Source organism: Methyloprofundus sp. (genome assembly GCF_965251085.1).
In the GTDB taxonomy this organism is placed as follows: domain Bacteria; phylum Pseudomonadota; class Gammaproteobacteria; order Methylococcales; family Methylomonadaceae; genus Methyloprofundus.
Genome location: NZ_OZ252594.1, coordinates 852,639 through 875,636, shown reverse-complemented (window position 1 = coordinate 875,636; position 22,998 = coordinate 852,639). Strand labels below are relative to the sequence as shown.

Genomic DNA, 22,998 nt, shown 5'->3' with positions numbered 1-22,998 from the left:
TATGATGGGTAAATTTGGTTAAAGGTTCGGTTAGAGTTCGCAATTGTTGAATTGCCCCAGTTTGGGGCTTTTTTATGTTTTGTGGAAAGTCAGCGTAGAGGATCAGTTTGAGTTCGTTATTAGATGTGATTGAAATGATTTCAGCCAGGAGCAGGCATTGAAACAAGTAATTTCAATCGAGGCTGAACCTTTTGGTTCTTTTGGTTATTTAAGCTTTATAGGAGCGCCTGTATACAAATTAACGACTACGCATATTACAAAGTGTCATCGCACTGATTTTCTACAGTAATTTCCAGCCATAGATAGCAGTCATCCCAAGCGTATAACCAGCAAGAATGTAAACATTTCGAGGGTTTCCCGATAATTTAGGCGTTTTAATTTGAGAAACATTTAAAAATGTTAGTGTTAGGCAACTTGCATAAAGAATGAAAGAAAAAGTCTCTTCATTAAAAAACACTGAAAATAGAACAATAAAAACAAGAATGATACTGTTATTATCAAGTGCAAGACCTGTATAGTGTTTTCCACCGGCAAGACCAAAGGTACTAAAATAACTTAAACGTATGGCCGCACCCGCTATCATTAAAAAAGCACCCACTAAAAAAAGAGGCTCAAATTTTCCGTAGCTCAATAATAGAATAGCAGGGGTTACTCCATAGCTTACAATATCAATTAATACATCAAGTTGACCACCAAAAACGCCTTGCTGTTTAGTCCTGCCTTCCATACTTCGTGCAATAATCCCATCGGCCCAATCAAATGCAACAGCCCAAATCATACCAATCATAGTAATTGCATAAACACCTAAAATACTATAGTAAATTGCTAGTAGGGTACAAGCCAAACCAGCCAGTGAACAGAGGTTAGGAACATCATTGACATAAGAAAGTATTGTGCCTGGTTGCTCTTTATTAGGTAACGATTGTTCTGTTGTCATGATGCTTCCTTTAATTGCTCAATCTATTATCCTAGAAAAATCAGTTGCTCACGGTTTATAGCACAAGCTCTTGATTCCACTGCACTTCCAAAAAATTCCCGCTTAACCTATGGGTGAAGCTAAGATTTTTTGAAAGCACTGTGAAACCAATATCTTGCACTATAAATTCGCGCTCAACTGATTTCTCTAGGATTATGGAGTAAATCATTCTGTATGTTTAATATGCTATGATAGCAAGACATTTAAAGGGATTAAAGGGTTTAATTAATCATGGTTGTTTATACTGTTGGTACATTTGATTTATTGCATGTAGGTCATCTAGCTTTATTAGAATACTGCGCTACTTTGGGGGATACTGTTGCTGTTGGTGTTGCTTCTGATGAAGTCGTGAAATTATATAAGCCTAATATCCCAGTCATTCCACTTGAGCAACGTATAGAAATGCTACAAGCACTACGCTGTGTAGACATTGTATTGCCGTATCACGAGTTGGATTATATTACGGTTTGTAAGGAAGTTAAGGCTGATATTTTTGTAATTGGCGAGGACTGGGGAAGAAAGCCTCATAATCAAGATGTCGAGGACTTTCTAAAATCCCAAGGTAAAGAGGTTGTTCAAGTTCAATATAACCCAAGAAACTCATCGACTAAAATTAAAAAAGATGTTTTGTCTTTGCACCAAACAGGTAAAAGAGTTTAAGGCAGAATAATTTTCTTTAACCAAAAGGGTCAGACTCCAATGCTGCTTGCTTAAGGGATAATTCCTTAGTAAACAATACCTTATAACCATAGGTTGGGTTAGGTTATCAAGCGAAGCGCAGATAACGTAACCCAACATTTCCATGTAAACCAGCGTGTTGTTGGGTTACGTTTTTTTACTTCGTAAAAAAATCTAACCCGACCTACGTCTTAACTTATGGCTCTGTCACCGTTAAGTGTGGAATTTTAAAAAAACTTAGTTTTTCAACACCTTAATCTCGCGATGAAATACAGCTCAAAGTTAGCCAAGTCAAGCTCTCAAAAGTTATGATTTAGAACCAAAAGGGGAACCAAAAGGGTCAGACTCGATTGAAAGTTGAGATAACTCAATGCCTGCATGACCGGATCTGGGCGAGTACACTCAAACATTCCTTAGCCTGACTACCCAGGGAAACATTGATAAGGTTTCCTTGTCTTAATAATCCCGAAATTTACCAGGTAATCAAGGTTAGTACCTGATAAAAACTCGCCCTATAATGTCAGCCCAGGCAATAAATCTCGCTTGATATCATCTATACTTTCCAATCCAACAGATACTCGCACTAAACTTTCTTTTATCCCCGCCTGTAATCGTACTTCTGAAGCCAGGCGCCCATGCGTAGTACTAGCTGGATGAGTAATAGTGGATTTCACATCGCCTAAGTTTGCAGTAATTGATAGCATTTGCGTCGCATTAATCAATTTCCATGCTTGCTCTTTGCCACCTTTTAACTCAAAACTAACCACCGCTCCAAAATGATCTTGTTGCTGTTTAGCTAATTCATGCTGTGCATGTGACTCTAAGCCTGGATAATGTACTTTTTCCACAGCCGGCTGCCCTTCTAGCCATTTCGCCAATTCAAATGCACTATCACAGTGTGCTTTCATTCTGACGGCTAAGGTTTCAAGCCCCGATAGAAATACCCAGGCGTTGAAAGCGCTCATAGTCGCACCACCCGTACGTAAATAAGGATAAATCGATTGTTCGATAATCTCCTCATTAGCAATCACTGCGCCACCTACACACCGCCCCTGCCCGTCTAAATATTTAGTCGCTGAATGCACTACAATATCAGCCCCAAGCGTTAAAGGCTTTTGCATAATTGGTGTGCAAAAAACATTATCGACGACTAGCAAACAATCTTGTTGATGAGCAATATCTGCCAAAGCACGAATATCGACTAACTCCATTAACGGATTAGACGGCGTTTCGACAAATATAAACTGTGTATTAGGCTGTATAGCAGTTGCCCATGCGTCTAGATTAGAGAGTTCGACAAAAGTAGTTGTCACACCAAATTTGGCAAAATAATTCTCAAAAGTAAGCACCGTATTACCGAACACACTACGTGAACATACCACATGATCGCCTGCTTTTAGCAAACTCATACCTATTGCCATAATGGCAGCCATGCCTGAAGCAAAGGCGAGACATCGATCACCCTGTTCCATTAATGCCAGGCGTTTTTGGAAGGTATCGACCGTAGGGTTGGTAAAACGTGAGTAAATATTGCCTGGTTGCTTGCCGGTAAAGCGCAAAGCGGCTTCTTCCGCACTGTCAAATACATAGCTTGAAGTCATATAGATAGGCATACTATGCTCACCTTCGTGAGTGCGCTGGTGCCCTGCTCTAATCGCCTGTGTTTCTATTGAATAGTCGTTCCAATCTATATCTGTCATTTGTTTGTTCTTTAAATCCGTGAATGCTGTGCAATTTATAAATCATTATCCAGCCTTTTCCATAAGCTGAAATAAACCTCTGCTGTAGGGCGTGGCTTTAGCCCGCAAATATCTGAAGCTTTGATACAAGCGGGCTAAAGCCACGTCCTACAGGTATATCTAGAGATAGCTTAAAAAAATACTACCTAAATCCTGCAAGCATTATACATAATAATCCACAAAACTCCTTATTAAACAATGATATAATATCATTTTCCTGATTTCACTATCTCATTGTTTTAATGAAGCCCTCTAAAGTATCAAAATCCTCATCTCACGTAAGAAACCGTACCCGAACGGTAAAAATGACATCTACAGCACATGGATTGACAAGCCAGGCGGGACTGATTCCCGTCGTGAAATATTTAGACAGGATAGGTTTTGAAAAAACCGTAAAACAAAGCGTTCCACATCGGCGGGGTGAAAATGCAGACCATCACTTATCTGATGTGGTTCTATTGACGTTGGTTGGCATGATGGGGGGAGCAACATCAATGGCAAAGGTGACGACCGTATGGGCAGATAGCGTACTGCGCAAAGTAGCTGGCTGGATAAAGATTCCTGTTGAAACCACAATTTTACGGATCTTTAAAGAAGTAAGTGATAGGCAGATAAGCCAGTTTGAAACGCTCACGCATACTTTGCGTGGTCAACACTGGCGGCGATTGCTTCGTTCCGGAAAATCGAAAACTGGCATACAATCCGTCCAGTGGGTCGATGTCGATTCAACTGTGGACACCGTTTGTGGTCGACAAGAAGGAAGTGCCAAAGGCTTCAACCCCAAAAAGAAAGGTGCCCGTTCATACCATCCACAACTCGCTTTTCTAGCGGAAACAAAAGAAATTTTACAAGCCTGGTTCCGGACAGGCAATGCCTTTACAAGCAATGGTGTTGTAGAATTTACCAAACAGTTACTTGCACACTTGCCCAATCGGATGCGCATTATTTTTCGCGGTGACAGTGGTTATTTTGTCGGTGATTTGCTTGAATTTCTCGATACCAGAGGGCATGGGTATCTAATAAAGGTTAAACTTAAGAATTTGAACGCATTGCTGGCCAAACAGGCCTGGACAGCCATACAAGGCCGACCCGGTTGGGAGCAGAGCGAGTTTCAATATCGTTGTGGTGGCTGGTCTCGCTCTCGTCAGTTTGTCGCGGTCAGGATAAAGCAACCTAAACAAGTGACAGGACCTCAGTCCGAGCTTTGGGATACGGCAGAATATGACTATTTTTGTTATGTAACAACTGAACCTCTATCGCCTTGGCAAACACATAAGAAGTATGGTGAACGAGCGACGTGCGAAACATGGATTGAAGAAGCAAAATCACAAATGGGTTTAGGTAAAATCAGAACGAATCAATTTCTGGCTAATGCCGCATTATTTCATTGCGCCGTTCTTGCCTACAATACCGTGCGCTGGATGGCTCAATTGAGTGGCAACAAAACGTTGTGCCAATGGGAGCCGGATACACTTCGTACTTATCTGATTCGGGTGGCTGGAAAATTACTCACAGGCAATAATCAGCTGAGAGTCAGAACACCTGCAGATCCGCTCTATCCACAGGAATGGGATGATTGGGTTAAGGTGGGGTTACTCGCTTAACATTAACCGAAGTTAAGTCACTTTGATTAAAAGGTCATGGCACGTTGGCAGGGTGTTTATTGCCTTGGGCTCGGGGGATATCCATACGATACAAAAAATTTCCTCTATTTATGATTTAAATCTGGATATTTTGATCGGTTGGACAAAGAGGGCTGGCAAAGCGGCAGTAAAAACCTAATAACCACTTAGCTAGACAGGTTAATGAGAGTCAAAATATGGGCTTGCAGGATTTAGGTAATACCTGAACCCGCGTTTCATCAGCGAGTATGACTGCCCCTGTGTGTTGATGCTCTCGCATCAGGTTAATCAGGGGCTGAAGTTGTTTAGCCAGTGCGATCATCCAGTTTGCTAATGTCGCTCTGGAGATGTCACCCCCATAACGAGACAAGATGCCTTCTTGCCGATATAAAGGTAAGCCGTCAGCATACTTGGCGATAATAACAAAGCACATTAAACTGATGCTTCCCATTGCTCTGGCAATAGGGTGTCTGGGCATTTGTGCGGCTTTAACCTGGCGTTGTTTTTCGCCTTCAATCTGTTTGATAAAGACCGCTTTTTCCTGCATGTATTCAAGAACACGTACTTTAGCAGGAATAATATCCAGCTCTTCTTTCACTTTAGTAAAGAAAGTATCAATAGCACCTTCTTTTTCTTCATCGGTTAAATAAATAAAAATTTGCTCGCGAGGTAACTTATCTGAGAAGGGTTTGCGTCCCGGCTTTTTCTTGGTGCCAGTAGAACTTGTTTGTTTTTCGTCCTCAGGTGCTTCATCAGCCTCCAGGTCTAGCTCCTCATCGCTATCCGCTTCATTCTCTGCTTCATCAAACAAAGAGGATTGATGAGATTGTTCACTGGATGATCCAAAGCGTTTTATTTTAGATAAGCGTAGTACCTCTTCCAGAATAAGGATGCGTTTTTTCTGTTCGGAAATCACCCCAGACTTAACTTCAATCACACGCGTCAGTTCATCAATAGCCTGTTTTTTTTCAAGCAACAAAGCAACACTCTCCGACAGCAAAGAACCGGCTTTATCTTGTTGTTTTATATTTGAAATATCGGCTAAAATCATGGCTTTATTATAGCCTTTATAGTGGCAATAATGAACACAAAAACAGCTAAAAAACAGACTCATATTGAAGTTTTTTATGACCTTTCATCGCGCTAATATCAAAGCCATCCAGCAGCCAGTTTAACGGCTGGCCTGTTAAGGTTAATGTCTCTTCCTCACCCTTAGGCCACTTAAATGTTTCTTCTACCAATGACTTGTAATAAAGGACAAAACCATTATCTTCCCAAAACAGGCATTTAATCTTATTCCGCCGTTTATTCGTAAAGGCATAGAGAGCCCCCTCAAAAGGATTATGCCCTAACTCACATTCAACAATCGCCGATAAGCCCCGATGTGACTTACGAAAATCAATGGGCTGCCGATACAGATACACTTCTGTCAAAGACAGAGAGGGACGCATAACAACCGTCATCGCAACAGCTCAAGCAGTGGTTGAATACACGGCATAGTATCCTGCGTAATACCTTCCAACCGAATACCATCATTAAATTGCAAAGATAATCCTGGGACTGGCGCAGATGAACGATCCCCGTCAACCCGAATACGTGTAAACCCTGTAGGGGAAGTAGTCGGCTTTACAGTCGATTTACGTTTCCAGTAGCCTAACTTTTGCGGACATAAATCATGCTGTCGACAATAAGCTACCTGTGATTGGCCTGATGCCTGCCAGTGCTCTATGTGAATAGGCCAGAAAGTCTTTGCCTGTATTTTTTCTAACGCTGCCATTTAAAATTCCCCGTGGTATTTAACAATGGGGATAGTTTGGCATTAATCTGAGTTGCCGTGAAGTACGCTGACTATTGAGCGCTTACGTGCCAGTAGAACTTGTCTGCTTATCGCCCTCAGGTGCTTCATCAGCTTCCTGGTCTAATTCCTCGCTGCTATCTGCTTCATTCTCTGCTTCATCAAACAAAGAGGATTGATGAGATTGTTCACTCGATGACCCAAAGCGTTTTATTTTAGATAAGCGTAGTACCTCTTCCAGAATAAGGATGCGTTTTTTCTGTTCGGAAATCACCCCAGACTTAACTTCAATCACACGCGTCAGTTCATCAATAGCCTCTTCTTTTCCAAGCAACAAAGCAACACTCTCCGACAGCAAAGAACCGGCTTTATCTTGTTGTTTTATATTTGAAATATCGGCTAAAATCATGGCTTTATTATAGCCTTTATAGTGGCAATAATGAACACAAAAACAGCTAAAAAACAGACTCATATTGAAGTTTTTTATGACCCTTCATCGCGCTAATATCAAAGCCATCCAGCAACCAGTTTAACGGCTGTCCTGTTAAGGTTAATGTCTCTTCATCACCTTTAGGCCACTTAAATTTGTCTTCTACCAATGACTTGTAATAAAGGACAAAACCATTATCTTCCCAGAACAGACATTTAATCTTATTCCGCTGTTTATTCGTAAAGGCATAGAGAGCCCCCTCAAAAGGATTATGCCCTAACTCACATTCAACAATCGCCGATAAGCCCCGATGTGACTTACGAAAATCAATGGGCTGCCGATACAGATACACTTCTGTCAAAGACAGAGAGGGACGCATAACAACCGTCATCGCAACAGCTCAAGCAGTGGTTGAATACACGGCATAGTATCCTGCGTAATACCTTCCAGACGTGTGCCATCATTAAATCGTAAGGATAATCCAATAGCTAGATCCGGTGAGATACCCTCGTCAACCCGAATGCGCGTAAATCCTGTAGGGGAAGTAGTAGGCTTTACAGTCGATTTACGTTTCCAGTAGCCGAACTTTTGCGGGCATAAATCATGTTGCCGACAATAAGCTGCCTGTGATTGGCCTGATGCCTGCCAGTGCTCTATGTGAATAGGCCAGAAAGTCTTTTCCTGTATTTTTTCTAACGCTGCCATTTAAAATTCCCCGTGGTATTTAACAATGGGGATAGTTTGGCATTAATCTGAGTTGCCGTGAAGTACGCTGACTATTGAGCGCTTACCTAATTTCCTTGCTTAGTTTCCTTGCTAATTTCCTTAGCTTGTAGTAGTCGTGATTCGTGATAATTTCCTGAAATGGATGGACTACCACTTCTAATCACAGGTAAAACTATGTCAAGCTTATGAAAGTCCAATTTGCTTGAAACCCAATAAAAATGTGCTTCTCAGACAGCGTCCACCTGCTCACTATACATAGTTATGAACTATACATAGGATTGGCTATGTAAAGCTATACATAGCGACCCAAAGCTGCCATTCAGTTTAAGTGTGAAGTTATCAAAAAGAGTTTTTCATAAGCTTTTTCTATATGTTCAAACCGTAGTCTTCTGCTCATTCATCCAGTTTGAGCAGAGTTCCGCGATCTTCTTCCATTCCGGCTCTAGCGTCAGATAATGACCGAAACCTTCGGCTTCATGGAAGGTTGCCCGCGCACCATATTGATCGGCAATCAGGCGAGCAGTAGAGGGAGGGATGGCCAAGTCGTCAGCGCCAGATACCATTAAAACAGGGCAAGTAACACTGTCGTAATCAATCTTTGTGGTCTGGTTCTCATCGAAAATCCAGAAGAATAGTTCAAACATGACTCGTCCTGATTCCGGTAGCAAACGATCGAAGACCCGGCGCTGCTCGTTTGCATCCAGTTTATTAAGGCCAAATTTAGCCATGGTATCAAAATCGGGCAGCAAAGTGCCTTGCCAAAATGAGCCAGCCCTCATAAACATCTTGCCAAGAGCGCGTTCCTGGTCGGTGGTCGGAAGAATACCCCAATTAACACTGCTATTCAGCAGCACTATTGCGCGGGCAAGTCCCATGGTAGCCACCTTTTGTGCGATTACGCCCCCCAGGGAATGCCCGACCAGGATCGGCGCTGTGTCTAAAGTTTCTACGAATTCTACAATGTCATCGACATAATCTGCAATACTCGTTTCAGCAAGTAGCGCCGAAGTTTGCTCCGAAGGCTGTTTGTCGTGATGGCGGTAAGCCGGACTATAGCAACGAAATCCCCTTTGTTCAAAATACCTGGAAAATTTCGACATGGTCCAAGGTCCTGCGTTGGTGCCGTGAATAAGAACAACAGAAGTATCAATGATAATTCTCCTAATTTAAATGGCTGTAGTAGCTAATCTGCTAATGATTGAGTAGATCAATTCGCCCCCATGATTCCCTAATGATTGAATTGCTGATCCCATGATTCCAGATCAAGCTGGCTGACCCTAATGTCGCTACCAGTCATTTTAACTGATGCAAAATCAATTGGTTATGAATTTTCCGGTTGATATTGAAAATGATAACAACGTAATAAACAATAGCTTACCCCAATCCATTATTAAAAATAGCTGTATTAAATTAATATAAGGCTACTCAAATCATTGTTTTTTAAAGTGACCATGCTTTAAGAAAGCGATAGTTATTTAACCTTAATTCATATAATTCAAACACTTAATGTGCCACTGGTAGCGGTATTGCTAGCTGACCCCATGATTTTTACTCAAGGGACTAAATTAGCTAGCGTTATTTCCAGTTATTTCTTTAAACCAATTGTGATATTTACTGTATAACTTTTTGTTTGCTATTTCACTTTTTGATTTTGATGCATTATCATAGTTACCCTGAGTTTGTAATATTGCAGACGGTGTCGTTTTATATATTCGCTTGAAAGCTCGGGTAAAAGTACTAGCCTCATAAAACCCCCAACTTTGAAATATATCACTGACTTTTGTTCGTGAAGGATCAGCAATGCGTAATTCTAAATAGCAGTTCCTTAACCGCTCCTTTGTTATGTATCGCTTTATACCGCCCTCTGATTCAAACGCCCTATAAACAGAGCTACGAGAAATATGAAAGTGATTACATATTTCAGACGCCGAGATCTCATTGTGTAATCTAGACAGAATATAGTGGCACATAGAATCAAATGATGTGTTTGGCTTATTGGTAGAGTTATACCCAAGTAAATCATCTAACATGCTAAGAAAATCACTAGTAAGTATTTTAGCATCAGAAACGGATGTTGAAGAAAATTGCGACAATAAGTGCAACCAAATTTTTGAAATCAATTCACCTGAGGCTTCATTAGTAGACAAAGATAAAATGGGATGTTGTTCATTCAAATACTGGCTAACTTTGAGTCGATCACGAGGAATAATGACAGAGTGTAACCGCATATAATCAGTATCCGATTTAAATTCTTGCTCCCAATCTCTCAGATAAATAGTACCTTTAGTCATATGAATTTGACCACTATTCATCGTGACTAATTGTCGTCCTTCGAGCATGAATTCTAATACTAAAAAATTTTGTTTATCACCTTGTAAATGTGAGGTATTGCGATGAAATGTTGAAGGTGAAAAACTGACGGTATTAAAAATTAAGTTATCAACCCTATATCCGTCAGCTCTAACTTTAAACTCATCTCTATTGCCTATCGCGTCAATATCATACATGTCTGAAGTCAAATCACGGAAAGCGGGAAGCCTATCTGCAGGTTCAAATAATTGGTAGTCAAATAGTGCTACTGGAACAAGGTGAGCTGATTTAATTGGCATTGATACCACCTTTAATTAATGAAGCTAAATGATAGTTTAGAGCAGTATATACTAAATTCATAAAGTTGGGACGTAGGGTCAAACTACTATATCAAGTTTAAGGTATACTTATATAAAAAGTTCCGTCAAATAACTATACAACGTTGGCATCGGACATAGGTGCCCTCAAAATTCTGCACCCCCTTTGCAATTGATACTGAGTTAATCGCGTGGTTTTTATTGACTTTTGTATTATTGAAATGAATCAGTAAGTATATATTGTGGAGTCCGTCATGAAATTCAGTATCTTAGAGGCATCATCTGCTTGTTCTCCAATATTAGTCAGCGGTGATTCGCAGACTGAGGATATTAATTGCTATCGATGGTTACATCGCAGCCTATTCGCTTTTATCCTTTTATCCTTGCTTTTTTCACCAGTCGTACACAGCTCAACTACATCCACCTTATTTGAGGCGGTGGGGAAAAGTGCGGCAAATGAGGTTGGTGGTGCTGCTGCTGGTTGGGTTTTAGGTGCTTTGGGTTTAACCAGTGGGAATGATAGCAGCGAAATTGTGAAGCAACTAAGCGAAGTTAACAGTGATCTCGTTGAGATCGAAAATACATTAAAAGATATCGATGCGGAACTCGTCAATATTCAAGATGCCATCGATCAGCTAAACTGCGATGCGGTCAGCAGTAATACGAACGATGCCCGTGCCTTGATTGACTCCCTTGCCAGTGATTATATGAGTTTCGTGGAAACCTCGTCGGGCAATGGACCGGATGGCAATCCACCTGCACTGCCACCTACAGCATGTACCACCGAACAAAAGGACCCTAGCGATTGCCTGGAAAATTGGGCAAACGCGGTATTAGATGACGCCACCGAAACCAGTGGGATACTGAATGCAGTCAACCAGATCAATCAGGCGTTAATTACCGTAGGTTCCGCTCAAGGCGTCATCGCTGCCTGTCTTGATTCCAGCGTACTTCCACCACCGACTGCCGGTGAATTCGACGACACAAAGTATTACGATCAGGTCGCCAACCTGATCAATTTTTATTACAGTTACCAGACTCGGGGACTGCTTCTGCTAGTCGAAGCCTATCATTTTAAAGCCTGGCTAAATGCCGGCCAACCAGCCGGACAACCGGGTAGCGTCCCTGATGCTACGACGGACATTTGTACTTTAGCAACAAAAGGTTCTGTAATTACCAACTGCAACAATGCGATTGTCGACACCAATTCGGTCTACAGTAATCTGCAGGAACAGTTCGAGCTGGGTGGCGCGCCCTATACCAACACCAACACCCTGCTCCAATACGACGCCGATGTCGGTGTGTCTAATGCTTCTGCAACATTGTTCGTACGCTCTCTTGAGGCATTTACTGAGGTGGCCGGGAACGATTGCTCATCCCCTTTGACCTCGGCGGATCCTTGTGGAGTAACTGCAGGTATAGCCGATTTGGGCTTCAGCAAACAGGTAATGTTCTCGGGTTATACTGAATGGACCCCAGCAAACGCTGCGCAACTTGCAACAGCCCTCGATGCTCAGAATTCTTCGCAGACGCCAGCAGATTATCTCAATTCCATTGGCTTTCAGAACATGGCGGATAAAATCGTCTTAACCCCAAGCACGGCCGAAGCTAACATTGGTCAAGTCGGCTCAATACTTGAACCCGTCAATCCCAATGTAATGTTTTGTTTCATGGATACGGGAATATTAAAGAGCTTTTCATCCCAGCCGTTTTGCAGCAATGATGCTGCCGTGAATCGATTGGTCACAAAAACCGGAACGATGGTAGCGGAATGCGGATCAACCCCTTTCACATTTGACATTTTAGGAACTCACCCATCGCTGCCGGAAAACCGAAACCAATTCTATGATCTAAGGGTTGTTCCCTTTTCGGGTGACCCTTGTCGTAATGAATTTGAACTGGCTCCTGGCTGGTGGCCCCCTGCTAATGGAGAGCAGTATCGGTGGCCGGTCATCGCCGTTGAGAATTTGAAATGTACTAGCAGTCGTTCCCCAAAGAACCCTGGCGGAGCTTTCACGCTATGCGGCAGTGATTTTGACGCTTGGTTCAATGTTCAGGTGCCGATTGCTCCAACTGCCACAATTTCTCAAACTTTGAATGCAGCCGATTTTCAAAGCAGTGATACTTTATCCGTGAACGTTTCTATAAAGAATAACGTTCCGCTATACGATTTTTATTTGGGCGGGATTCTGCCAGATGGTAATACCATGTTCTTTGTAACAGCCTTGAATCCGCTGACGCTGGCCGAAGGTTTTCTGGATGATCCTGCAACTTTCCACCCTCTAAAATTATCGACAGACGTGATTCCATTGGGGGTAAAAGTATATTTGATAAATTTACTAGCTTATACCTTTATTGGCACCGAACCCATTGGGAATCACCAGATATTCTCAGCCATCACCTGGGCTGGCGCTTTTTCCGACGGCAGCATGGATGATCAGGACATTATTGCGCTTGATCTTGACACGATTACCTTTATAAAGTAAGGTTAGGGCAAGTTTTGGGCATATAGTGAGTATAGGGATAAGTAGTACTAGTAAATGGCAAGTGTAGGTATCTTACTGTAAAGAAACTATACTTTTGATACCGCTATAGTCTTATCTACTGTTACACCATTTCAAATATAGAGGATATGTAAATGAAAAATATCATAGCAACAGCATTATTAACTATTGTAATTGCTGCAAGTAGTGTAAATGTTGCATTTGCAGCTAATGGTTTTTACGATATTCATGAAAAAAAATTATCAATAAATAGCCTTGAATATCAAGGTCAATCTTATCAAGTTGTTCTCCTGGATAATGGAGGTTTTAATTTTTCTATACTTAGTGTTGATTTAGCAAAAGAGCGTGGAACTGGTGTCTACATAATCGATACTGGGGAGCTTTTTATTGATGTTGAATACAATGGAGAGATGTTTGATGTAGTGCTTAAAAATATAGGTGATTTTTCTTTTGTGATAAAAGAATATCACAAGATCCCTACAGCAAAGGCTGACGACGACATCCGACATGTCTGCCCGTTGCCCAATGTGCTTATCGATATGGAAACGCTTCTAGGGGAGAGGGAGACAAAAAGCCGCTGCGTCAATACAAGAGTGGCAAATCGGCTGGTGCAGCAGCTTGGGTGGGCCTACCGGCCGACCTTGCCATCGGCTGTCGGTGCAGCAGTGGGGCCCGCGGGTGACCTTGCAACCCAGCTGATGCTGACAGCGGCGAAAATGGCAGGTGCCAAGGCTGGCGGCTTAACTGCGGGTTGGGCTCTCAGTGCGCTTGGCTTCACCACAGGTGTGGGTAATACCAACCAAGTACTTGGCCAGATATCTGGCGAGCTGCAAGGGATTAACCAAACGCTGGTAGAAATGAACCAACAAATTGCGAATTTCACCGCAGCGACCCGTGCCCAGACTTGTAATGATTCTATTGACGCTTCTAATAATGCTCGCAGTTTGATCGATGGACTGGCGGATGATTACCAAGACTTCCTAACGACGGCGAGTGAGGCAAAAGTGATTCCACCGCTGACAAACTGTCTCATCCCGGGTTCCGCGTTCTGTGTTGAAGACTGGGCAAACGCTGTTCTCGACAACTCGTCCACGACGACCGGGATCATGAATGCGTTATTTAAGATCAATAATTCAATGACTTCGCTTTCCTCCATCGACGGGGTGATTGCGACTTGTCTCGACCCAAATGTTCTGCCCTTGCCGGTAGGGGGCGAAGACGACCAGAACTACTATGCCAGTGTTTCATCGCTCATGAATGCATTCTATAATTATCAGGCTCGTGGGTTGATTCTACTCGTCGAGGCCTACCAATTCAATGCCTGGAAGGCTACGGGTGAACAGGGTGGCGACCCGGTGACAGACCCCTTTATCGCCGATGATCTCTGCTTGACACCTCCGAATTCGATGGTGGCGCTTGCTTGCCAAAAGACGGTATCTAGTGTGGCGACGGTGCACCAGAATCTCGTGCGGCAATTTACCATGGGAGGGGTAGGATACTCAGACGAGGATGTTTATATCCACTATCGACATGATTCGCCTATCCCACTTATTTTCGTGCGCTCCCTCGAAGACTTCACTGCTGAGGCGTATCAGCAGGGTACGGGTGAGTCCTGTTCGAGCCCCCTTAGCTCTAATGCTCCCTGTGGCATTACTGTTGGTAATCCGTCTCCCGGGGGAGAGTTTTTCTTTGATGTCACCTACGAATATCAGGATGAGTGGCGTCCCGTATCCTCAGTGGAGTTCGCGGATATCCTAAGGTTCTCGATCGGCCAGACACCCGCAACCTTTCTCGAAGTTGTTGGTTTAAAGAATCCGCAAGACAAGCTCATATTTCATCACGACTTCTTCGCGAATAAGATGGCAGCTCCTGATTTTAAAACATTTAATCAAGACGTAACCTGCTTTGCTGATCTCGATATACCCCAGACCCCACTTTCAATACAGCCCGTTTGCGAGCCAACGAGCTTCAGAAATTACTGGGATTTGAAGCGCCAAGGAGTAGAATCTTGGTTTGAACAGAACCCTAATATCCCGACGTTGGGAACACGCAATGGATTCTATGACTTCACGACGAATATCAATAGAAATGCTTGGCACTTCGTTTCATACCCTGGCTGGTCGCCACTAATGTACCAAAGCCCAAACGCGCAACAGTTTCGTTGGCCAGTCATTGCCGCGGATAGGATCTCGTGTACCAAGGGGCGATCTGCAACCAATGTTGCTGGCGCCTACACACGCTGCGCGGATGATCTCGATATCTGGCTAACGCAACATGTGCCAGGACCTACTGTGAATAATGGCCGGCAGCCAACGTACCATTATATTGGGGAGCAACCTTGGAGCACTTTTGTTCCAGGTTGGGCAGATCTAACAGGAGAGCAACTTACAGACGGCGTGATACCCGCTATTGATGGAGATCGTGAGAGTGATGAATGGGTTGCTTTTAAATTTTCGGTTACGGGAATCCCCCAGACGAGCGTAGCGTTCGATTTTGGTAGTGAGACTGATATCGGCCTCATCAGTGTCACTTACTATGATAAGAGCGGTAATGATAAGGGCGGTAATTTAGGACCTGATCGGGTCGAAATTTTCGTTAGTAACGATGGAGGGGTTACCTACCCAACTGATCCTGTCGCAGTGTATACCGACTTTGAGCGTGACAGCCAAGACCCCAACGTAGGTACGTATACTGCTTTTATTTCAGTAAATATAAAGAATGCTACCGCTATTCGAATGGATTTTTATCAGGGTGAGACTACCCCTGACACTCTTAGTAGAACAGTTTTTCTTGCTGAGGTGAACTTCTATGAGTAAATCATGGGGTTGGCCAACTTGAAATAGCAGAAAGAAAGTAAAATGAGACAATTATACTTCGCGCGGTCACGACTGCAGATTTCTAACGGCTGAGTTTTGCCGATAACTACGTTGCTGAAACCGTTACGTAGCCAGCTATGGGAGCGGCCGACAAGGCTGCAAATCTTGAAGGGTGAAAGTCCCTTCACCGTCAGTTGCCCGATAACGGACGGTTAGTATATCCCCTGTTCAGCGAGGTAACAGACTGAAATATGCGGGGAAGTAAAAGCCCTGACTGCCTGGAGTTAAAGCATTCTGCGGTAGGAGCAATTTGGGGGGCGAGCAAATCTACGGGCTGGAACATTAGAGAATGACTGCAGCCTCGAAAACTACGCCACACAGAAGTTGCAGTGTGGGTTTTGCCAAGCGCCGACCGGCTCATAGCACCGGGAAGGCCGTTGTCTTATGGGAAGAAACGGGTAAATGCACCATAAGAGCAGTCGGGGTAGGGGTCCTTGCACGCAGAGAAAGATTTGTAGAGATAACGTCGGGAAGGTCCTAGTTCCAGCAGGGTTTGACAGCAACCTGCAAAGACCTTATGTTCAAGGATAATTCCGTAGGCATAAGGAGGATTTAGGATTGTCGCATGAGTTCGTATGAGCGATGAAGGTAGGGTAACTCCTGTCGACGAGGTACTTGATGCCTTGATGTGAAAGGTAACACCTTGAGCATGCAAAGGGGCTCTGGGCACTTGATAGCCTTTTGAGTACTCGGACAATGTAAGGCCGAGGAACATAGTAGAGGTAACCTTGGAAGCAAACTAAGAAATAGAGGGGCGTATGTGGGTCAACACTTAAGTTTCATGTTCTTTAGAAAGGCGACCGAAGGTATAATCAAGGTCAGAATCGGACTCGGACTCGGACTCGGGAAAACCGACCGTCCGGGATCGTAGGGGGGGGCTTGTGGAAACGTGATGTATGGCTAATAGCTATTTGCTACTAATCCGGAAACAGAGGATACCATGGATAAACTATTAGCCTAAGCTTGTGTGCGCGCCACATTTCTACCCCGACCGCCAGTTTCAGCGCCTTGCTATCGACAAAAATCAGCTCACTATACAACCGCATCCGTGACCGCGCGAAGTATATCAAGATTTTTATAACTTGGCATTCAACCAGCCAAGTTCTGCTTCTGCGTAGTTTGTGGCGGAGAAAATAAGCCAGTTGCTTGCCAAGCTTTGGATGTGAAGCAGGCTGGTTAATTCATGGTTCTCCTGTAGGTCTCAAGGGGTAACTCCGACCCCTTGAACTTTATCGGTGAAACTCATCGGCGTTCTGAATCTATTGATCTATTCCAGGAATTAATAAAAGATTACCTAAAAAATAATAAGCGTCTCGACATTGCACTGCAAAGTTTTCACACGAGGAAGAAGGCAGGAATGAGGGGGAATATGGCTATTGATAACCTGCTTCTTTCTGATGGCGGAAGGCAAGTATATAAACGATATCAGATGGTATCTCGTAACGATAAAGTGCCACGTAGCCAGAGTCACCGAAAGGTATGATTAATTCGCGAAGTTCTGGAAGTTCATCAAAGGGCCTGCCTATTTCAGGTTCTGATTCCAAAAGTAAGAATTGTTGTTCAATTGCAAGTGCAGCTCTTTTCATTGTCTGATGATTTTTCTCAGTTAAAAACTGTCTACAATTCTCTAATCCCAGTGCTGCACCTTTGGTTATAATTACTCGTGGCATGGAGGTATTTCTTTGTTGTTTTCTGTCCCCCAGTCCTTTAACCAGCCTCGTACTTCTTCACCAGTCAGGTGTTCTCCTGTTTCCTGATAAACCTTCCATGAAGCCAGCGCGTCTTGTTTAAAGCTTTCTCGCGACTCTTCACGAATAACGTAATCCCGGATGGCTTCCTTCATAATCCAATGTGCTGAACGGTGACGCAAATCGGCAAGGTGCTGAATACGATGTTTTAAATCATCATCAAGTTTAACGGATGTAGCCATATAAAAACCCTTATTATTACTAGGTAGTACCTTTTAATACTATAGCATATAAAATCAATGGAATCCTATGACCCTTTCCTTTGGTTTTTATTTTATTATTGTTCCCTGTTCTCTCTGTAGCAGGGAGTATCACTCCCATTCTCGATTCTATAAAGCCCATTCCATTACAATTATCGGTGAAACTCACCAGCATTCAGAGTTCGTTAATCTCTATTCCGCTAAATGTCAACCAACCTGTCGCATTATTGTGATATAAAACTTGCTGTGCAAGTACATGGGGGCTTTGCCCCCAAACCCCCAAGGTATTTTTACAACGGTAATGATATAATTCCATTACGGTACAGGCTGAGGAGCCGATGACCGTCAACGGTAATAGGCGGCCCATGTCGCCTTTTGCTTTATTGTTCGCTTAAGCTACATTTTTCAACTTTAATTCGTTTTCTTCCGAGTTAATATCATCCTTGTCAGGGTTCAGAAAAACAGTCTTTATGGGACTTAAATTCCTTGTATTACGCCCATTCCAGCGCTCAGGATGACGCACCTTCGCTTGTTCAATAACTTTCTTTCTGTTCTCCAGTATTGCCCTATCTAAGCCATTATGACGTTGATTAGGTGTTACAAATTTAATCGCGCTGTGTTGGTGTTCATCGTTATACCAATCCACAAATCCTTCCACCCAATCTCTTGCTTCTTTTAAACATGTAAACGGATCTTCTGGGAAGGTATAATGATATTTGACGGTTTTAAATAAGGACTCCGAATAAGGGTTGTCGTTGCTAACGCGCGGCCGGCTATACGAAGGACTGATGTCTAAATCAATCATTTTTGCTCTCAATGTTGCACCTTTCATCGGGCTTCCATTGTCAGAATGAATCACCAACTGGTTTTTATCTATTTTTTCTCGGCAGGCAATATCTTCTATCAAATCAGCGGCATGAGCACTTGATTCACAATCATGAACCTGCCAGCCGACTGTTTTCCGGCTGTAAATATCCATCACCATATACAAATAGTAGTATTGCCCCTTTACCGGGCTTAATAAATAGGTAATATCCCAGGAATAGATTTCATTGGCTGCAGTCGCTTTTAGTGACCGGGGTTTCTTACGCTGAGCTGCTGTCCCTTTATCTCTGTGTTTAAGTTGATTATACTCTTTCATTACTCGGTAAAATGTTGATTCTGATGCAATATATTCACCGATGTCTAATAAAGTAGGCACTATTTGGTAAGGGGTTAATGTGCTATATTCAGGCAAATTAATAACCCTTAGGGAGATGGAAAGAAATAATCATCCAGAACAACCAGGAGAAATGGTCAAAAACCATTTCTCCAACGATGGCATTCGGTCAACAAACTGATAATACGTCTTCATTGCTTTTTTACCTACCTTTACTCCTGTTTCATATATTTTTTCTGTTAATTTAACAATAGGTGCTTTGCCATTGTAGGTCATACTTTTGGCAAATTTTAAAGTTGTTTCAACTGTATCCATTATGTCGCCACTAATATGATTTTCATAGGCTCCCCATACTCGTTCAATTGGGTTATATTTACTATGATAAGGGAGATGGAAAGAAATAATCATCCAAACGAAGTAAGCTTGTGTCTCAATAATTTATAATAATGAATTCTGAATTTATTCTCACACTAGGCAGATAAGCTTGTTGATATTAACAGATAGCATTATAGGTTGGATTATAAATACAGCCCATCGTTTAAAAGGCTCGGTACGTCGTATATTCATGGCTGAAACGGTGGAGCTACTAGGCTCAGGTGGTGCAAGTATTGCTGAAGAAAAACTAGGATGGAATAGAGGCACTATCCGAAAAGGACAATATGAACTTGAAACTCAGCCCATAGAAGATAATTTTTCAGCGAGAGGGCGTAATAAAAGTGAAGAGCATTTTCCTCATCTACTTGATGACATAAAAAAAATTGCTGAACCGGAGTGTCAAACGGATCCCTCTTTTAATTCCTGTCGATTATATACCCGGCTAACGGCTAAAGAAGTTAGAAAACGTTTACTGGAGATTGATTATTACGATGAAAAAACATTACCTTGCTCAAAAACTATCAATACAAAATTAAATGACCTGAGTTACCATCCAAAAAAGGTACAAAAAACAAAGCCTCATAAGAAAATCAAGGAAACGGATGCAATTTTTGAACAAGTTCATTCAGTCAATGGAATGGCAGATATCAACCCAAAAGAGATTCGTATATCAATTGATGCCAAAGCAAGAATGAATATAGGAAATTTTTCACGGGGAGGACGAAATCGGGTTTTAACAAAAGCAGAGGATCATGATTTAGATGTTAAGGAAAAGTTAACTCCTTTTGGTTTTTATCTGCCTGAACATGATGATTTTTTCCTTTTCTTTACAGCAGGCTATGCCAGCAGTGATTTCATCGTTGACCGATTGGAAGAAATTTGGCCAGAAATTCAAGAAAAATATGGAGTAGATATTCTGACAATTAACGCTGACAATGGTATGGAGAACAGTAGCTCCAGAACTCAGTTTATAAAAAGGCTTGTGGAGTTTGCTGAAAAAAGCAACATAAAGATAAAACTGGCCTACTACCCTCCTTATCATAGTAAATATAACCCAATTGAACGAGTATGGGGAGCCTATGAAAATCATATTAGTGGCGACATAATGGATACAGTTGAAACAACTTTAAAATTTGCCAAAAGTATGACCTACAATGGCAAAGCACCTCTTGTTAAATTAACAGAAAAAATATATGAAACAGGAGTAAAGGTAGGTAAAAAAGCAATGAAGACGTATTATCAGTTTGTTGACCGAATGCCATCGTTGGAGAAATGGTTTTTGACCATTTCTCCTGGTTGTTCTGGATGATTATTTCTTTCCATCTCCCTAAGGAGGGTAGTAGGCCAGTTTTATCTTTATGTTGCTTTTTTCAGCAAACTCCACAAGCCTTTTTATAAACTGAGTTCTGGAGCTACTGTTCTCCATACCATTGTCAGCGTTAATTGTCAGAATATCTACTCCATATTTTTCTTGAATTTCTGGCCAAATTTCTTCCAATCGGTCAACGATGAAATCACTGCTGGCATAGCCTGCTGTAAAGAAAAGGAAAAAATCATCATGTTCAGGCAGATAAAAACCAAAAGGAGTTAACTTTTCCTTAACATCTAAATCATGATCCTCTGCTTTTGTTAAAACCCGATTTCGTCCTCCCCGTGAAAAATTTCCTATATTCATTCTTGCTTTGGCATCAATTGATATACGAATCTCTTTTGGGTTGATATCTGCCATTCCATTGACTGAATGAACTTGTTCAAAAATTGCATCCGTTTCCTTGATTTTCTTATGAGGCTTTGTTTTTTGTACCTTTTTTGGATGGTAACTCAGGTCATTTAATTTTGTATTGATAGTTTTTGAGCAAGGTAATGTTTTTTCATCGTAATAATCAATCTCCAGTAAACGTTTTCTAACTTCTTTAGCCGTTAGCCGGGTATATAATCGACAGGAATTAAAAGAGGGATCCGTTTGACACTCCGGTTCAGCAATTTTTTTTATGTCATCAAGTAGATGAGGAAAATGCTCTTCACTTTTATTACGCCCTCTCGCTGAAAAATTATCTTCTATGGGCTGAGTTTCAAGTTCATATTGTCCTTTTCGGATAGTGCCTCTATTCCATCCTAGTTTTTCTTCAGCAATACTTGCACCACCTGAGCCTAGTAGCTCCACCGTTTCAGCCATGAATATACGACGTACCGAGCCTTTTAAACGATGGGCTGTATTTATAATCCAACCTATAATGCTATCTGTTAATATCAACAAGCTTATCTGCCTAGTGTGAGAATAAATTCAGAATTCATTATTATAAATTATTGAGACACAAGCTTACTTCGTTTGGATGATTATTTCTTTCCATCTCCCTTAGTATGTCTTGCCTAATAACATCTGATAACTTGTTGTGCGCAGGAGAATCATTGTAAATTCTTTGGTCTTCTGATAATTTCTTCCCCTGGTTCCACCGTTGATAAGTACGAGATGCAATGCCAACAAGCTCACAAGCCAGATGCTGTCTTGCGCCATTTTGTACCGCCTCGTCAATGAATGCACAGTATTGCTTGCGATCTGGGTAGGAGATCAAGCGACCTCCTTTTCCCCCCAGATCGCTTGGCACTTTTTTGATAATACCAGTAAGGCGGCTGTTTCAGAGAGCGCTCTATCCTTGCGATTGAGCTCTTTCTGTAAGCGTTTGTTTTCTTGTTTAAGTTTCTTTTGTTCTTGCCTGGAAACAGAATTAGATGCTTGCTTTTCTGATAAAAAATCTGATTTCCACTCCTTCACATGATGCGGGTAAATTCCATTTTCTCGGCAATATGAGCTAAGCTGCTCGCCGTTCAGGCTGTGGCAGTCCATTACGGCCTCAAGACGTTGTGCTTTAGCCCAATCCTGAGGGCTTTTTTCTTTTGACATACTTGTTTCGGGTTTCTCTAATTTATTCTTCTTGGCTAAGTGGATCCATCTTTGAAGTGTTGAATAACCAATACGTAAATCATCGGCAATAGTGTTAAGCGTTTGATCAGATCGTCTGGATAATGCTTTTTCTACAGATTGTACTTTGAATTCCTGATTATATAATGCCATTTCTGTCTCCTAAAATAAAATTTTACAGGCGACAGGTATGTTGACATAGGGGGAATTCGGGGCAGATAGTGTCGCCAGTGACTTTGTCGGATACCGTGAGACCAATGCACTCACAGTCTTCCAGTCGAATGGCAGATCCCCGTTTTGATAAGGCATCCACTTCAACCCGCAGAACGACCAAGGCTTTTTTAGTCCCTATATCAATAGAGTGGTCAATAATGGCAACCCAGGGCTTAGTGACTGTCTGTACTTGAGTTAGAATCCCTAATCCTAAGCGCAAACTCCAGTTGATCACGGAGGTGAAATGAGGAATCCCGCCAACTGCAGTGTTTGTTTTTGACTTAAACAACTCGAGAATACGTGGAACACTACGATAAGAAACAACGGCATTCAGTGTCAGTAAAATACAAAGAACACGAGTTTGATCTGCATCCTTTATATCAATGAGTTGCGAACTATTTCCTACCTCG

Annotated in this window: 23 protein-coding genes; 5 read left to right on the top strand and 18 right to left on the bottom strand. The window is 42.2% G+C overall.

The genetic code is table 11. The annotated features are described in order from the left end of the window. Positions 1-280: 280 nt before the first annotated feature. Positions 281-937 carry a CDP-alcohol phosphatidyltransferase family protein gene (locus ACQY3F_RS04160; RefSeq protein ID WP_428353713.1) on the bottom strand — a complete coding sequence of 219 codons (657 nt, stop codon included), beginning with the start codon at positions 935-937 and terminating at the stop codon, positions 281-283. A 270-nt stretch (positions 938-1,207) separates the two neighbouring features. On the opposite strand from ACQY3F_RS04160, the gene ACQY3F_RS04155 reads away from it, so the two are divergent. Continuing rightward, complete coding sequence (locus tag ACQY3F_RS04155) at positions 1,208-1,636, top strand: adenylyltransferase/cytidyltransferase family protein (RefSeq protein WP_428353711.1); 429 nt, start codon at positions 1,208-1,210, stop codon at positions 1,634-1,636. A gap of 530 nt (positions 1,637-2,166) precedes the next feature. On the opposite strand, the gene ACQY3F_RS04150 is transcribed toward ACQY3F_RS04155, so the two are convergent. Then, complete coding sequence (locus ACQY3F_RS04150) at positions 2,167-3,354, bottom strand: O-succinylhomoserine sulfhydrylase (RefSeq protein ID WP_428353709.1); 1,188 nt, start codon at positions 3,352-3,354, stop codon at positions 2,167-2,169. A 281-nt stretch (positions 3,355-3,635) separates the two neighbouring features. On the opposite strand from ACQY3F_RS04150, the gene ACQY3F_RS04145 reads away from it, so the two are divergent. Then, positions 3,636-4,997, top strand: coding sequence for an IS1380 family transposase (locus tag ACQY3F_RS04145; RefSeq protein WP_428352972.1), 1,362 nt, complete (start codon positions 3,636-3,638; stop codon positions 4,995-4,997). Between the two features lie 208 nt (positions 4,998-5,205). Here ACQY3F_RS04145 and ACQY3F_RS04140 read toward each other — a convergent pair whose 3' ends face one another. From ACQY3F_RS04140 to ACQY3F_RS04105, 8 genes are all read right to left on the bottom strand, one after another. Continuing rightward, the gene (locus ACQY3F_RS04140) at positions 5,206-6,066 is read right to left on the bottom strand and encodes a transposase (protein WP_428353707.1); all 861 of its coding nucleotides are present in this window, start codon (positions 6,064-6,066) and stop codon (positions 5,206-5,208) included. Between the two features lie 46 nt (positions 6,067-6,112). Beyond that, entirely contained in the window at positions 6,113-6,478 is a 366-nt protein-coding gene (gene tnpB, locus ACQY3F_RS04135; RefSeq protein WP_428353150.1) for an IS66 family insertion sequence element accessory protein TnpB, read from the bottom strand. Next, positions 6,475-6,792 carry an IS66 family insertion sequence element accessory protein TnpA gene (gene tnpA / locus ACQY3F_RS04130; RefSeq protein ID WP_428352923.1) on the bottom strand — a complete coding sequence of 106 codons (318 nt, stop codon included), beginning with the start codon at positions 6,790-6,792 and terminating at the stop codon, positions 6,475-6,477. The genes tnpB (ACQY3F_RS04135) and tnpA (ACQY3F_RS04130) overlap by 4 nt, the downstream gene beginning before the upstream one ends. 82 nt (positions 6,793-6,874) lie before the next feature. Continuing rightward, positions 6,875-7,219 carry a hypothetical protein gene (locus ACQY3F_RS04125; protein ID WP_428353705.1) on the bottom strand — a complete coding sequence of 115 codons (345 nt, stop codon included), beginning with the start codon at positions 7,217-7,219 and terminating at the stop codon, positions 6,875-6,877. Between the two features lie 46 nt (positions 7,220-7,265). Continuing rightward, a complete protein-coding gene (gene tnpB / locus ACQY3F_RS04120) occupies positions 7,266-7,631 on the bottom strand; it encodes an IS66 family insertion sequence element accessory protein TnpB (RefSeq protein WP_428353703.1) in 366 nt (121 codons plus the stop codon). Then, positions 7,628-7,945 carry an IS66 family insertion sequence element accessory protein TnpA gene (gene tnpA / locus ACQY3F_RS04115; protein WP_428353701.1) on the bottom strand — a complete coding sequence of 106 codons (318 nt, stop codon included), beginning with the start codon at positions 7,943-7,945 and terminating at the stop codon, positions 7,628-7,630. Before tnpA (ACQY3F_RS04115) ends, tnpB (ACQY3F_RS04120) begins: the two co-directional genes overlap by 4 nt. A 395-nt stretch (positions 7,946-8,340) precedes the next feature. Then, complete coding sequence (locus tag ACQY3F_RS04110; RefSeq protein ID WP_428357603.1) at positions 8,341-9,117, bottom strand: alpha/beta hydrolase; 777 nt, start codon at positions 9,115-9,117, stop codon at positions 8,341-8,343. 414 nt (positions 9,118-9,531) lie between these two features. Further along, positions 9,532-10,575, bottom strand: coding sequence for a helix-turn-helix transcriptional regulator (locus tag ACQY3F_RS04105; protein WP_428353699.1), 1,044 nt, complete (start codon positions 10,573-10,575; stop codon positions 9,532-9,534). A gap of 272 nt (positions 10,576-10,847) precedes the next feature. Between ACQY3F_RS04105 and ACQY3F_RS04100 the strand changes: the two genes are divergently transcribed. Both ACQY3F_RS04100 and ACQY3F_RS04095 read left to right on the top strand, forming a co-directional pair. Then, the gene (locus ACQY3F_RS04100) at positions 10,848-13,079 is read left to right on the top strand and encodes a hypothetical protein (protein WP_428353697.1); all 2,232 of its coding nucleotides are present in this window, start codon (positions 10,848-10,850) and stop codon (positions 13,077-13,079) included. A gap of 152 nt (positions 13,080-13,231) precedes the next feature. Beyond that, positions 13,232-15,913, top strand: a complete 2,682-nt coding sequence (locus ACQY3F_RS04095) for a hypothetical protein (protein ID WP_428353695.1) — start codon at positions 13,232-13,234, stop codon at positions 15,911-15,913. 1,433 nt (positions 15,914-17,346) lie between these two features. Here ACQY3F_RS04095 and ACQY3F_RS04090 read toward each other — a convergent pair. From ACQY3F_RS04090 to ACQY3F_RS04075, 4 genes are all read right to left on the bottom strand, one after another. Next, a complete protein-coding gene (locus tag ACQY3F_RS04090; RefSeq protein ID WP_428353693.1) occupies positions 17,347-17,643 on the bottom strand; it encodes a type II toxin-antitoxin system RelE/ParE family toxin in 297 nt (98 codons plus the stop codon). After that, entirely contained in the window at positions 17,631-17,903 is a 273-nt protein-coding gene (locus ACQY3F_RS04085) for a CopG family ribbon-helix-helix protein (protein ID WP_428353691.1), read from the bottom strand. The genes ACQY3F_RS04090 and ACQY3F_RS04085 overlap by 13 nt, the downstream gene beginning before the upstream one ends. Positions 17,904-18,312: 409 nt before the next feature. Further along, positions 18,313-19,158: an IS3 family transposase gene (locus ACQY3F_RS04080; RefSeq protein WP_428353689.1), complete on the bottom strand. Its 846-nt coding sequence runs from the start codon at positions 19,156-19,158 to the stop codon at positions 18,313-18,315. 33 nt (positions 19,159-19,191) lie between these two features. Beyond that, positions 19,192-19,488 (bottom strand): ISAzo13-like element transposase-related protein, encoded by a 297-nt coding sequence (locus ACQY3F_RS04075; protein WP_428353687.1) that lies wholly within the window; start codon positions 19,486-19,488, stop codon positions 19,192-19,194. Positions 19,489-19,567: 79 nt separating this feature from the next. Between ACQY3F_RS04075 and ACQY3F_RS04070 the strand changes: the two genes are divergently transcribed. Then, complete coding sequence (locus tag ACQY3F_RS04070; RefSeq protein ID WP_428353685.1) at positions 19,568-20,764, top strand: ISAzo13 family transposase; 1,197 nt, start codon at positions 19,568-19,570, stop codon at positions 20,762-20,764. Positions 20,765-20,782: 18 nt separating this feature from the next. Here the strand turns inward: ACQY3F_RS04070 and ACQY3F_RS04065 are convergent, their stop codons facing one another. The 4 genes from ACQY3F_RS04065 to ACQY3F_RS04050 are packed head-to-tail and all read right to left on the bottom strand — an operon-like array spanning position 20,783 to position 22,808. Then, positions 20,783-21,709: an ISAzo13-like element transposase-related protein gene (locus ACQY3F_RS04065; protein ID WP_428353683.1), complete on the bottom strand. Its 927-nt coding sequence runs from the start codon at positions 21,707-21,709 to the stop codon at positions 20,783-20,785. A 43-nt stretch (positions 21,710-21,752) separates the two neighbouring features. Then, positions 21,753-22,028, bottom strand: coding sequence for a hypothetical protein (locus tag ACQY3F_RS04060; protein WP_428353682.1), 276 nt, complete (start codon positions 22,026-22,028; stop codon positions 21,753-21,755). Beyond that, the gene (locus tag ACQY3F_RS04055) at positions 22,025-22,528 is read right to left on the bottom strand and encodes a transposase (protein ID WP_428353680.1); all 504 of its coding nucleotides are present in this window, start codon (positions 22,526-22,528) and stop codon (positions 22,025-22,027) included. The genes ACQY3F_RS04060 and ACQY3F_RS04055 overlap by 4 nt, the downstream gene beginning before the upstream one ends. A 22-nt stretch (positions 22,529-22,550) precedes the next feature. Next, positions 22,551-22,808, bottom strand: a complete 258-nt coding sequence (locus ACQY3F_RS04050) for a hypothetical protein (protein ID WP_428353678.1) — start codon at positions 22,806-22,808, stop codon at positions 22,551-22,553. Positions 22,809-22,998: the final 190 nt, after the last annotated feature.

Bases quoted from the DNA above. Each gene is read 5' to 3' on its own strand.
- ACQY3F_RS04160 (WP_428353713.1), bottom strand. From the start codon at position 937: ATGACAACAGAACAATCGTTACCTAATAAAGAGCAACCAGGCACAATA.
- ACQY3F_RS04155 (WP_428353711.1), top strand. From the start codon at position 1,208: ATGGTTGTTTATACTGTTGGTACATTTGATTTATTGCATGTAGGTCAT.
- ACQY3F_RS04150 (WP_428353709.1), bottom strand. From the start codon at position 3,354: ATGACAGATATAGATTGGAACGACTATTCAATAGAAACACAGGCGATT.
- ACQY3F_RS04145 (WP_428352972.1), top strand. From the start codon at position 3,636: ATGAAGCCCTCTAAAGTATCAAAATCCTCATCTCACGTAAGAAACCGT.
- ACQY3F_RS04140 (WP_428353707.1), bottom strand. From the start codon at position 6,066: ATGATTTTAGCCGATATTTCAAATATAAAACAACAAGATAAAGCCGGT.
- tnpB (WP_428353150.1), bottom strand. From the start codon at position 6,478: ATGACGGTTGTTATGCGTCCCTCTCTGTCTTTGACAGAAGTGTATCTG.
- tnpA (WP_428352923.1), bottom strand. From the start codon at position 6,792: ATGGCAGCGTTAGAAAAAATACAGGCAAAGACTTTCTGGCCTATTCAC.
- ACQY3F_RS04125 (WP_428353705.1), bottom strand. From the start codon at position 7,219: ATGATTTTAGCCGATATTTCAAATATAAAACAACAAGATAAAGCCGGT.
- tnpB (WP_428353703.1), bottom strand. From the start codon at position 7,631: ATGACGGTTGTTATGCGTCCCTCTCTGTCTTTGACAGAAGTGTATCTG.
- tnpA (WP_428353701.1), bottom strand. From the start codon at position 7,945: ATGGCAGCGTTAGAAAAAATACAGGAAAAGACTTTCTGGCCTATTCAC.
- ACQY3F_RS04105 (WP_428353699.1), bottom strand. From the start codon at position 10,575: ATGCCAATTAAATCAGCTCACCTTGTTCCAGTAGCACTATTTGACTAC.
- ACQY3F_RS04100 (WP_428353697.1), top strand. From the start codon at position 10,848: ATGAAATTCAGTATCTTAGAGGCATCATCTGCTTGTTCTCCAATATTA.
- ACQY3F_RS04095 (WP_428353695.1), top strand. From the start codon at position 13,232: ATGAAAAATATCATAGCAACAGCATTATTAACTATTGTAATTGCTGCA.
- ACQY3F_RS04090 (WP_428353693.1), bottom strand. From the start codon at position 17,643: ATGCCACGAGTAATTATAACCAAAGGTGCAGCACTGGGATTAGAGAAT.
- ACQY3F_RS04085 (WP_428353691.1), bottom strand. From the start codon at position 17,903: ATGGCTACATCCGTTAAACTTGATGATGATTTAAAACATCGTATTCAG.
- ACQY3F_RS04075 (WP_428353687.1), bottom strand. From the start codon at position 19,488: ATGATTATTTCTTTCCATCTCCCTTATCATAGTAAATATAACCCAATT.
- ACQY3F_RS04055 (WP_428353680.1), bottom strand. From the start codon at position 22,528: ATGGCATTATATAATCAGGAATTCAAAGTACAATCTGTAGAAAAAGCA.